13 protein-coding genes are annotated in these 10,418 nt (G+C 59.9%); 5 read left to right on the plus strand and 8 right to left on the minus strand.

What is annotated here, in order from left to right; all coding sequences use genetic code 11:
• Window positions 1–43: 43 nt before the first annotated feature.
• Window positions 44–907, minus strand: coding sequence for a DMT family transporter (locus Q0M35_RS14275; protein ID WP_295316451.1), 864 nt, complete (start codon window positions 905–907; stop codon window positions 44–46).
• A 76-nt stretch (window positions 908–983) separates the two neighbouring features.
• Entirely contained in the window at window positions 984–2,558 is a 1,575-nt protein-coding gene (guaA, locus tag Q0M35_RS14280; protein WP_295316453.1) for a glutamine-hydrolyzing GMP synthase, read from the minus strand.
• Between the two features lie 185 nt (window positions 2,559–2,743).
• Here guaA and Q0M35_RS14285 point away from each other — a divergent pair, with 185 nt between their 5' ends.
• Entirely contained in the window at window positions 2,744–4,285 is a 1,542-nt protein-coding gene (locus tag Q0M35_RS14285) for a trimethylamine methyltransferase family protein (RefSeq protein WP_295316455.1), read from the plus strand.
• Between the two features lie 2 nt (window positions 4,286–4,287).
• On the opposite strand, the gene Q0M35_RS14290 is transcribed toward Q0M35_RS14285, so the two are convergent.
• Entirely contained in the window at window positions 4,288–4,578 is a 291-nt protein-coding gene (locus Q0M35_RS14290) for a DUF6477 family protein (RefSeq protein WP_295316457.1), read from the minus strand.
• Between the two features lie 339 nt (window positions 4,579–4,917).
• Between Q0M35_RS14290 and Q0M35_RS14295 the strand changes: the two genes are divergently transcribed.
• The 3 genes from Q0M35_RS14295 (at window position 4,918) to lipA (ending at window position 7,986) form a co-directional block, all read left to right on the plus strand.
• Window positions 4,918–6,084, plus strand: a complete 1,167-nt coding sequence (locus Q0M35_RS14295) for a DUF6456 domain-containing protein (RefSeq protein WP_295316459.1) — start codon at window positions 4,918–4,920, stop codon at window positions 6,082–6,084.
• Window positions 6,085–6,141: 57 nt separating this feature from the next.
• Window positions 6,142–6,918: a methyltransferase domain-containing protein gene (locus tag Q0M35_RS14300; RefSeq protein ID WP_295316461.1), complete on the plus strand. Its 777-nt coding sequence runs from the start codon at window positions 6,142–6,144 to the stop codon at window positions 6,916–6,918.
• 108 nt (window positions 6,919–7,026) lie between these two features.
• Window positions 7,027–7,986 (plus strand): lipoyl synthase, encoded by a 960-nt coding sequence (lipA, locus tag Q0M35_RS14305; RefSeq protein WP_295316463.1) that lies wholly within the window; start codon window positions 7,027–7,029, stop codon window positions 7,984–7,986.
• Between the two features lie 4 nt (window positions 7,987–7,990).
• Here the strand turns inward: lipA and Q0M35_RS14310 are convergent, their stop codons facing one another.
• The 3 genes from Q0M35_RS14310 to hpt all read right to left on the minus strand — a co-directional run bounded on the left by Q0M35_RS14310 (window position 7,991) and on the right by hpt (window position 9,166).
• Window positions 7,991–8,137: a hypothetical protein gene (locus tag Q0M35_RS14310; protein WP_295316465.1), complete on the minus strand. Its 147-nt coding sequence runs from the start codon at window positions 8,135–8,137 to the stop codon at window positions 7,991–7,993.
• Window positions 8,138–8,425: 288 nt separating this feature from the next.
• Window positions 8,426–8,611: a hypothetical protein gene (locus tag Q0M35_RS14315; RefSeq protein ID WP_295316467.1), complete on the minus strand. Its 186-nt coding sequence runs from the start codon at window positions 8,609–8,611 to the stop codon at window positions 8,426–8,428.
• Between the two features lie 12 nt (window positions 8,612–8,623).
• Window positions 8,624–9,166: a hypoxanthine phosphoribosyltransferase gene (gene hpt, locus Q0M35_RS14320; RefSeq protein WP_295316469.1), complete on the minus strand. Its 543-nt coding sequence runs from the start codon at window positions 9,164–9,166 to the stop codon at window positions 8,624–8,626.
• A 67-nt stretch (window positions 9,167–9,233) separates the two neighbouring features.
• Between hpt and Q0M35_RS14325 the strand changes: the two genes are divergently transcribed.
• Entirely contained in the window at window positions 9,234–9,683 is a 450-nt protein-coding gene (locus Q0M35_RS14325; RefSeq protein ID WP_295316471.1) for a type II toxin-antitoxin system RatA family toxin, read from the plus strand.
• On the opposite strand, the gene Q0M35_RS14330 is transcribed toward Q0M35_RS14325, so the two are convergent.
• Entirely contained in the window at window positions 9,680–10,147 is a 468-nt protein-coding gene (locus Q0M35_RS14330) for a CinA family protein (RefSeq protein ID WP_295316473.1), read from the minus strand. The two genes, Q0M35_RS14325 and Q0M35_RS14330, sit on opposite strands and share 4 nt — an antisense overlap.
• Window position 10,148: 1 nt before the next feature.
• Window positions 10,149–10,418, minus strand: a 270-nt coding sequence (locus tag Q0M35_RS14335) for a phosphatidylglycerophosphatase A (RefSeq protein WP_295316475.1), incomplete at its 5' end; no start/stop codon positions are given.

The following is a 10,418-nucleotide window of genomic DNA, read 5'->3' on the forward strand; positions in this document are numbered from 1 at the left end:
ATCTCTTACGCAGGGGAAAAGTGTTTTGTGACGTTACGTAGAACTAAGCCCGTCTGCGGGTTTCAGACCACAGGTTAAGGTAATTGCCGGTGAAGATGATCAGCGCACCCACGAACACCCAGAGGTCGAGGGCCTCTCCGTAAAGCAGCATCCCCACAACCGCGATGGCCGGCAACCGGATGAAATCGACCGGCACCACAACCGTGGCCGGTGCAAGTGCCAGTGCATTGGTCATACAGTAGTGCGCCATCAGACCCGCCGCGCCAATCACCACCACAAAAGGCAGGCTGCCGGCGTCCGGTATTGCGATATCGCCGTCAAAGCCTGCGGCGATCACCCCAAAGACGAGTTGCATGGCGGTGAGGTAAAACAGAATACAGGTGATGCTCTGTGTCCGGGTCAGCTTTTTGGTGAACATAATGGTCAGCGCAAAGAAGATCGCCGAAGAGGCCGCAGTGATCACGCCTGCATTGATGCCCGCCATATCAGGGCGCGCCACGATCAGAATGCCGATGAACCCCATGACCGCCGCAATTCCGCGCATCAGCGTCAGCCGCTCACCCAGCACCAGCGGAGATAGCACGATGACCCAGAGCGGTGAGGTGAACTCCAGCGCAAAGACCTGCGCCAGCGGGATCGCCGTGACCGCATAAAACCAAAGGTTCTGCCCGGTGAAATGCGCAAGATTTCGAATCGTGTGCAGCCTGAGGCTCTGCGTGTTGATCTGCCGCCAGGTGCCGGCAATGCCCGCGACGATGACCACGATCAGCACACCGAAAAGGCTGCGGTACATCATGATCTCAAACGTATCGAGCATCCCTGACAGCTCGCGCCCCGCAACAGCCATGGACGAAAACGAGGCAATAGAGCCCAGCATCCAAAGGCATGCTTTGACGACAGGGCTCACGCAGAAGGGCTCACAGGGCAGGTTTCTGGCGGCAATACAGACCGCCGGCCAGGGCGGCGGACCGCCCGGGCCCGGATCATTCCCATTCAATCGTTCCGGGCGGTTTAGACGTAATGTCATAGGTCACGCGGTTGATCCCCGGCACCTCATTGATGATCCGCGTCGCCGTCTCGCCCAGAAATTCGTGGGTGAAGGGGTAATAATCCGCGGTCATCCCGTCGACGGATGTGACCGCGCGCAGGGCACAGGCAAAATCATAGGTCCGTCCGTCGCCCATGACGCCCACGGTGCGCACCGGCAAAATCGCGCAAAAGGCCTGCCAGATCTCGTCATAAAGCCCGTGTTTGCGGATCTGGTCGATGTAGACCGCATCGGCCTCGCGCAGGATGTCGAGCTTTTCGCGGGTAATCTCGCCCGGGCAGCGGATGGCAAGCCCCGGACCGGGAAAGGGGTGGCGCGCGATGAAATGCGCGGGCAGTCCAAGCTCATGGCCCAGTGCGCGCACTTCGTCTTTAAATAGCTCACGTAGTGGCTCCACCAGTTTCAGACCCATCTTTTCGGGCAGCCCGCCCACGTTATGATGTGATTTGATGGTGACCGACGGCCCGCCCGAAAAGCTCACGCTCTCGATCACGTCGGGATAAAGCGTGCCCTGAGCGAGGAATTCGGCGCCCTCGATTTCATTGGCATATTTCTGAAAGACATCGATAAAGAGCCGGCCGATGATCTTGCGCTTGGTTTCCGGATCAGACTGCCCGTCGAGCTCACCGAGGAAAAGCCCGGTTTCATCTGCGTGAATGACCTGAAGGTTCAGGTTGTCGCGGAACATTGTAACGACTTCTTCGGCTTCGTCTTTGCGCAGCAGGCCATGATCGACAAAAACACATGTCAGCTGATCGCCGACAGCTTCATGGATCAGCACAGCGGCAACCGAACTGTCCACACCGCCCGAAAGCGCACAGATCACCCGTTTGTCGCCGATCTGTTCGCGGATCTTTTCTACCGCCTGTTCGCGGTATCCCGCCATCGTCCAGTCGCCTGTAAAGCCCGCAAGCCGCACGAAATTTTCATAAAGCTTTGCGCCGCGGGGCGTGTGATGCACTTCGGGATGAAACTGCACTGCATAAAAGTGCCGGGCGGGATCAGCGGTTATGGCATAGGGGGCATTTGGCGACGTGCCGAAAACCCCGAACCCCGGTGCGAGGTCTGCCACGTGATCGCCGTGGCTCATCCAGACCTGCTCTGGGCCTTCATCAAACCAGCCGTCGAGCAGATCAAGACTGCCCGCAGGCGTCACAAAGGCCCGCCCGAACTCGGCTGTGCCACCGCCACCGGAAATCTTGCCACCGACAACGCGCCCGCCCAGTTCCTGCATCATGACCTGCTGGCCATAGCAGATCCCCAGGATTGGCACGCCGTAGTCAAAAATTCCCTCAGGGGGTCGCGGAGATCCCGCGCGCGTCACACTGTCCGGCCCGCCCGAAAAAATCACCGCGCGCGGCGCCATTTCACGCACCATATCCATGGTGACATTCTGATAAGGGTGGATCTCGCAATAGACGTTCAGCTCGCGCAGACGACGCGCGATCAGCTGCGTGACCTGGCTGCCGAAATCGATGATGAGGAGGCGGTCGTGATCAGGTGTGCTCATGAGTGCTGATTAGGCGCGCGCGCTGCCGGTGACAAGCCCCGGTATCACGCGCAGCGCATGATCGGGCGTTTACCCCGGCCCGCCGGGGCCTGATGTCGCTTTTTTACCGCCGAGGACGCAACCGGCGCGCGCCGCCTCCGGGAATTGCGATAGCACCACACCAGCATCATGAACGGGGACGGGTTATGACAGTAGCAGAGCGCAGACGGGGCAGAGGCGGCGGCGGAGCAGCCCGCCGGGCAGAACGCAGCGCAGTTTCGTTCGACACAGCCAGATACATCGAGCGCAATATCCCGAATTTCGAGGTTCTGAGCGAAGAGGCCCTCGAGGTCATTGAAACCAACGCAGAGATCATTCTCGAAGAGATCGGCGTCAACTTCCCTGAAAACCCCGCGGCGCTGAAACGCTGGAAAGACGCGGGTGCAGATGTCGACGGCGAGCGTGTCCGCATTCCGAAGGGTCTTGCCCGTAAGCTGTGTGAAACAGCACCTTCAGGTTTTACCCAGCACGCTCGCAACCCGGAACGCTCGGTCGTGGTCGGCGGACGCAATCTCGTGCTTGCCCCGGTCTACGGACCGCCCTTCGTGCGCGACGCCACAGGCGGGCGGCGCTATGCCACGATGGAGGATTTCCGCAAGTTCGTGAAGCTCGGGTATATGTCAAAGTGGCTGCACCACTCGGGCGGCACCGTTTGCGAGCCCACCGATCTGCCGGTCAATAAGCGTCACCTCGACATGCTGATGGCCCATATGACGCTCAGCGACAAACCCTTCATGGGCTCGGTAACCGAACCCTCGCGCGCGCAGGACAGCGTGGATATGTGCGGACTGCTCTTTGGCAAGGATTTCGTGCAGGAAAATACGGTGATGACATCGCTCATCAACATCAATTCGCCGATGACCTTCGACGATGTGATGATGGGTGCGCTTGAGGTTTACGCCTCCAACAACCAGGCCTGCATCATTTCGCCCTTTATCGTAGGCGGCGCCATGGCACCGGTTTCCGTCGCGGGAACCCTGACGCAGGTGATGGCCGAATGCCTCGCCGGCATTGCCTACAGCCAGCTCATCCGCCCCGGTGCGCCGGTCATCATGGGCGCTTTCGTGACCTCAATCGACATGAACTCGGGCGCGCCGACCTTCGGCACCCCCGAGGCATCGCTGATCACCTATGGCGCGGGACAGCTCGCGCGCCGCATGGGGCTGCCTTACCGCTCCGCAGGCTCGTTCTGTGGCTCGAAACTGCCGGATGCCCAGGCGGCCTACGAGACCTCCAACAGCCTCAATATGGGGTTGCTATCAGGCGTGAACTTCATGCTGCATGCCTGTGGCTGGCTGGAAGGCGGACTGGTGTCTTCTTTCGAAAAATTCGTCATGGACGCCGACCAGCTTGGTATCCTGCACCATCTGGCGCGCGGTGTTGACACAGATGAGAACGCCCAGGCGCTGGATGCCATCCGCGAAGTTGGACCGGGCGGGCACTACCTAGGCTGCGCACACACCCAGAACAACTTCAAGGCGGCGTTCTGGAAATCGGACCTTCTTGATTACAAACCCTATGAGACATGGGAGGACGAAGGCGGCCGCGACACCCAGGCGCTCGCCTCACTGCGGGTCGAGAAGTTGCTGAACGATTATCAGCAGCCTGTAACGGATCCTGCCATCACAGAATCGCTGCAGGATTACATCGACCGCAAAAAGGCCGGCGAGCCGGACAGTTTTATGTGATCTCAGGTATTTCCGGAGGCCCGCAGCACGCGGGCCTCACCCACCATCGCGATCAGGACATCCACATGCCGGATCAGGCTGTAGCTGGTGTCATCTGACAGCCGCTGGCTGTTGAGCGTGCCTTCGAGTTCCATCAGCCGGAAGAGCGCCGCCCCGTGCCGCGGCAGAACACCATATCCCAGCAGACGGGGCAGGTGCACGGAACGCCGGTAATCCACAGCACCGATCCGGGCTGCACGCATGAGCAATGGTGGCCGCCGCAGCGCATGAAGCATCGAAAGTATATCCTGCATAACTAAGTTCCCTTGCCTTGGTGAGCAGCGGCCCGTGTGAGCGCGCCGGCTGATCGCAGTTATGGCACAGCAGCAGGGGGTGTTGCGCTGTCAGGCGGCGGGCAGCACGTCTGCACCAGGGAGTTGTTAAGAACTTAAAGGCGCGATCCACTGTTTCTGAATAAGGCAGCACTGTTGCGCAAACGTGGATGATGGCGGACGGTGGTTTAAATACTGTTTATTCAATAGATACAATACTATGGACATTGCCCGCTGTTAACCAACGGGTAACTAAATTCTTCTCTTGGTTGTATGGTTTCGATTAGCACAACTCGAATGGAAGAGGTCCGGAACGATCGTATGAAAGAAGAGGTACACCCGAAATCAGCTGTCTGTTCACGCAGGTCCGAAGCCCTGCCTGAATGGGTCCCGTCGTCGGCTCAGATGTATCTGGCGCACACCGAAGCGGGCCTGTCGATCAGGGCCCTCGCCCGAAACGCGGGGTGTCATGCCTCGACCATCATGCGCCAGATCAGGCGCATCGAAACGCGGCGCGATGACCCGCTTGTCGATGCGGCATTGCGCAGCCTGGGAAAGCTGCATTTCAGACCCCGTTCCGGACATAGTCACCAATCAAATGAGGATCCGTCCAGTATGAGCTTTCAGGAAAAAATATCGGCCGGCAAGGGCACACCCGATGACAGTACCATCATGGCTGAAGCGCACCGCGTCCTGCGACGCCTTTGTGAAAAAGGCGCCGTCCTCGCGGTGGCTGCAGAAATGGAAAAAGCCGTGATTGTGCGCGACGGGGCAGGCGGTCAGGCCACACGAACCGGTGTTGTCGATTGCGTTGTAGCCGAAGCCATGGCGCTCAAAGGCTGGATTTCGCCGCAACAATCGGGCCGGATCACGCGCTATGCCATCACCGCCGCCGGGCGCACCGCACTCGAAGGCCTGATGGAGAAAATGACGCCGGACAGCGTGCCGGGTTTTGCAGACAGTCAGACACCTTTTGCCGATCAGCACCGCGACTGGGGCGAAAAAACCCTGCCGGACACTGATACAGGGCGGCCGCGCAGAATGCGGTACAATCTGGCGGAAAGCCCGCTGACGGCACTGGCGCGTCGGCGCGACAAGGACGGCAGACACTTTCTGGGTGATGATCTGGTAACCGCCGGCGAACGGCTGCGGGAAGACTTTGAGCTGGCGCAGATGGGACCACGCGTGGCCCAGAACTGGGACCGGTTTCTGACAGCGGGCGGCAAGGGAACCTTTGTGGCCGACAGCGGTGTCGCGGACGGGCCGTCAAACGCGCGCCGCCGGGTGGCAGATGCGCTGGCTGAACTCGGGCCGGGCCTGTCGGATGTGGTCCTGCGGTGCTGCTGCTATCTTGAAGGGCTCGAAACAGCAGAGAAAAAGCTCGGATGGTCTGCACGCTCAGGCAAAATCGTTCTGCGCATCGGTCTGATGCGGCTTAAGCGACACTATGATGAGACCGTGGGCCCGGGTGGGCCGCTCATCGGCTGAGCCCGTGCGCGATTCGTGCATCCGTGCTACCCTCAGGGTCAAAGAGGGAGACCGCAGATGCTGGAATTCGATGAAGACACTACCCGGTTGCTGGATCAGGTTTATGCGGGCAGCGATTTTGCTGCGCGCCGGCGGGTGTCTTTTGACGCACTGCGGGTCCGGCCCGGAGACAGCGTGGTGGATATCGGATGTGGCAACGGTCTGATGCTGCCCGATCTGGCCCGCGCTGCCGGCACGGAGGGTCAGGTGATCGGTGTCGACCCAAGCGATCAGATGCGCGCTTCGGCACAAAGCCGCTGCGTGGATTTGCCGGGTGTGATCCTGAGGTCCGGAACAGCTGCAGACCTGCCGGTTGAGGATGCCACGGCCGACCGCGCTCTTTCGGTTCAGGTCTTTGAATATATCGCCGATATCCCGCCTTGTCTGGCCGAGGTTGCGCGGGTGCTGCGCCCGGGCGGGCGGCTGGTTATCGGCGACATGCACTTCGGGACGTTCTGCTGGCATTCCGACGACGCTGACAGGATGGCCGCCATGATGGCATCATGGGAGCAGCATGCAGCCCATCTTGACGCCCCGGCACTGCTGCCTGGCATGATGGTGCAGGCGGGCTTTGAGGTGGAAGAGGTCCGGACCATCACACTGTGCGACCACCTGCTGCGGCCCGACGGTCTGGCGCGGGCGATGATCTCGCTTATGGCGGCCTATGCGAAAAAGCAAAAACACCTTAGCGAGAGGGACGTTGACGCCTGGGCAGACGAGCAGGCGCAGCTCGCGCGCGAGGGACGGTTTTTCTTTTCACTCACGCATTACGTAACCGTCGCCCGGCGGATCTGAACGCGCCCGGGATGCAAACCTGTCATGCACCCTGCGACAGCCCGGGCGGTTGTACCCGCCGCCAAAGCCAGTACATATAGCTCAGCACTTAATCCGGAGCGACACCACATGGCCCCGCGCGATCTGAAAATTCCAGAGCAACGCCACCCCGAAAAGGCGCGTCGCCCCGACAACCCCCAGCCGAAAAAACCCGACTGGATCCGGGTGAAAGCGCCGGGCGGCAAGGGCTATAACGAAACCGCAAAAATCATGCGGGAAAACCGCCTTGTGACAGTTTGCGAAGAAGCGGGCTGCCCGAACGTCGGCGAATGCTGGAGCCAGGGCCACGCCACCATGATGATCATGGGCGAGGTTTGCACCCGCGCCTGTACTTTCTGCAACATTGCGACCGGCAAGCCGCCCGAAGCGCTTGATGCCTTCGAGCCGGGACGCGTGGCCCATGCGGTTGAAAAGCTCGGGCTGAACCATGTGGTCATCACCTCGGTGGACCGCGACGATGTGGAAGACGGCGGCGCCGATCACTTTGCCCAGACGATCCGCGCGATCCGGCATCGCAGCCCCGGCACGACAATCGAGATCCTGACGCCCGATTTCATTCGCTGCGATCCGTCCGTGCTTGAACTCGTGGTCGAAGCGCGCCCGGATGTCTTTAACCATAACCTCGAAACGGTGCCGGGCCTTTATCCCGAAGTGCGCCCGGGCGCGCGCTATTTTCATTCGCTGCGGCTTTTGCAGCGCGTGAAAGAACTTGACCCGTCGATGTTCACCAAATCGGGTATAATGGTCGGTCTGGGCGAGGACAGACAGGCCGTGATCCAGGTGATGGAAGACATGCGCGCTGCTGACATCGATTTTCTGACCATCGGGCAGTATCTGCAGCCCACGCCAAAGCACCACCGGGTAGACAGGTTCGTGCATCCTGACGAATTCGCCGCTTATGAAAAAGCGGCATATGGCAAAGGGTTCCTGATGGTCTCGGCGACGCCGCTCACGCGCTCAAGCTATCATGCGGGCGACGATTTTGCCCGCCTGCGCGCGGCACGCAACAAAAAGCTCGGGCTGGCATAAGCGCTCAGCGCATGGTTTCGATCCGCAAAAGACACGCTGCCAACGCTGCACGGTCGCTGTCGGGCAGCCGGGCCAGATGTTTCACGACCACAGCCATTTCACCCCCGGAGCTGTCATATTCCGGCGTCAGCCCGGCAATGAAATGCGCCACCAGATCCGCCTCTGTCCAGTTGTGCAGGCGCAGTGTGACATTGGGGATTTTGCCTTTGCCCGTGGGCCAGGGCGCAATTCCCAGCCATTGGTCCCGGGGTTATGGCAGATCAGTGTCAGCTGTGCCCGACGCACCTCAAAGGCTGCAGTCAACGCCTTATCCGCATGTCCTGCGCCCGGGGCCAGTGCCGGTACATGCAGCAAATGCCACAACGATCAGAAAAAGCTTCTCCATCACTGCCTCATCATAATGAAGTGAGCGTTAACAAACCCGGTGCGCTGCGACATCTTAACGAGACTGCGCACTCTCAAGACGGATCTTCTGCGTTGTCATGGCCTCTGGCCACCAGCCGGCACGTTCCGCCGCAACAATCAGCATCCCGGCTCCGATTACTGCCAGAATCAGATATATACGTGCGCGCGATGGCGGGCGGCGCAGCCAGACCGACAGCCGGACGAGCCAGCGCAGAGTCATGAGCAGCGGCGCTCAGGCATCAGTAAAGCGTACAGAACCGATGAACGGCAGATTTCTGTTTCGCTGTGCAAAATCGATCCCGTATCCGACCACAAATTCATCCGGTATCTCAAAGCCCGTCCAGCTTGCTTTGAAATCAACCTCGCGCCGGCTTGGTTTGTCGAGCAAAGCGATCGATTTCAGCCGCGCGGGCTTGCGGCTTTTCAGCAGGGCAGTGACGTGATTCAGTGTGTGACCGGTATCGACGATATCTTCGACAACCAGCACGTCCCGCCCTTCAATTGCGCCCCGCAAGTCTTTGAGAATACGTACTTCCCGACTACTTTCCATCCCGTCGCCATAACTGGACGCTTCGAGAAAATCGACCTCGATCGGCAGATCAAGTTCCCGCACGAGATCGGCGATAAAAACAAAACTGCCACGCAGCAGACCGACGACCACAAGCTTGTCGGTGCCCTGAAACTCTTCCTGAATTTCCCGGCAGAGCTCTTCAATACGTGCCGCGATTGCCTTGGCGGAGATCATCTCGTCTATGACATATGGACGCGCGGACATCGACAGACCTTGAATTCAGAGACAGACATAAGACATGGATGGCTAACCAAACCTGCGTGACAAATCAATGCCAACCCATTCTGAAACCCGAAAACTCCCCTACACCGCACAACAGATGTATGACCTGGTGGCCGATGTCGGCAGCTACCCGGAGTTTCTGCCATGGTGCGCGGCGGCGCGCGTGCTCTCCGTGACGCAGCAGGGCGACAAGAAGATCATGGAGGCCGATCTGGTAATCAGCTTCAAGGTTTTCCGCGAGCGGTTCACCAGCCGCGTTGATCTGATGCCGCAGGACAAGAAGATCGACACCGAATATCTGGACGGACCGTTCCGGTATATGAAGTCCAACTGGGCGTTTGAAGATACCGAAGGTGGCTGTAACGTATCCTTCTTTGTGGATTTTGCCTTTCGTAACATGATCCTGCAGCGGCTGATCGGCGTGGTGTTTAATGAGGCAATGCACCGTATTGTGCGCGCTTTTGAGACCCGCGCCGCAAACCTGTACGGCCAAAGTTAACGCAGGGCGTCCAGCAGCAGGCGCAGCGCGTGATCGCGGGCGGCAGCGCGCACTTTGTCCCGGCCCAAGGCACCGAAATCAATGGTTTCCGTGGAGGTGTGACCGGGCTTTGCAATCCCGAAACAGACACGTCCTTCAGGCTTGTGCTCCGACCCGCCGGGTCCCGCGATGCCTGTGACCGACACCGCCAGCGCACCCTTTGCCCGCTGCAATGCGCCTGTCACCATCTCTCGGGCGACCTCTTCGGACACCGCACCGTAAGCTTTAAGCGTTCCGGACCGCACGCCGAGCATCTCCTGCTTTGCGGCATTGGTATAGGTTACAAAGCCACGGTCAAAAACTGCCGATGATCCCGGAATGTCGGTGAGTGCCGCGGCGATCATCCCGCCGGTGCAGCTTTCCGCGGTGGCGATCATCACCCCCGCCGCCCGGGCCCTGTCGAGAATGTCCTGCGCGAGGCTCACCTCAGAGCACCCCGTGATAAAGACCCGCCAGCGCGAGAACGCCAAGAGCGGCAAAGACACCGGCGATCACATCGTCAAGCATCACACCGAGCGCGTCACCGCGCCGGTCGGCCCATCCGACGGGCCCGGGTTTCCAGATGTCAAAGAGCCGGAAAAGCGCAAAAGCCGCGATCCAGCCCGGCCACATCACCAGCATGCTGATCCCCATCGACCAGGCCGCATAAGAGAGCGGCAGCAATGCGATCCACTGGCCGACCAGCTCGTCGATGAC

It is taken from the genome of Roseobacter sp. (genome assembly GCF_024639605.1).
In the GTDB taxonomy this organism is placed as follows: domain Bacteria; phylum Pseudomonadota; class Alphaproteobacteria; order Rhodobacterales; family Rhodobacteraceae; genus Roseobacter.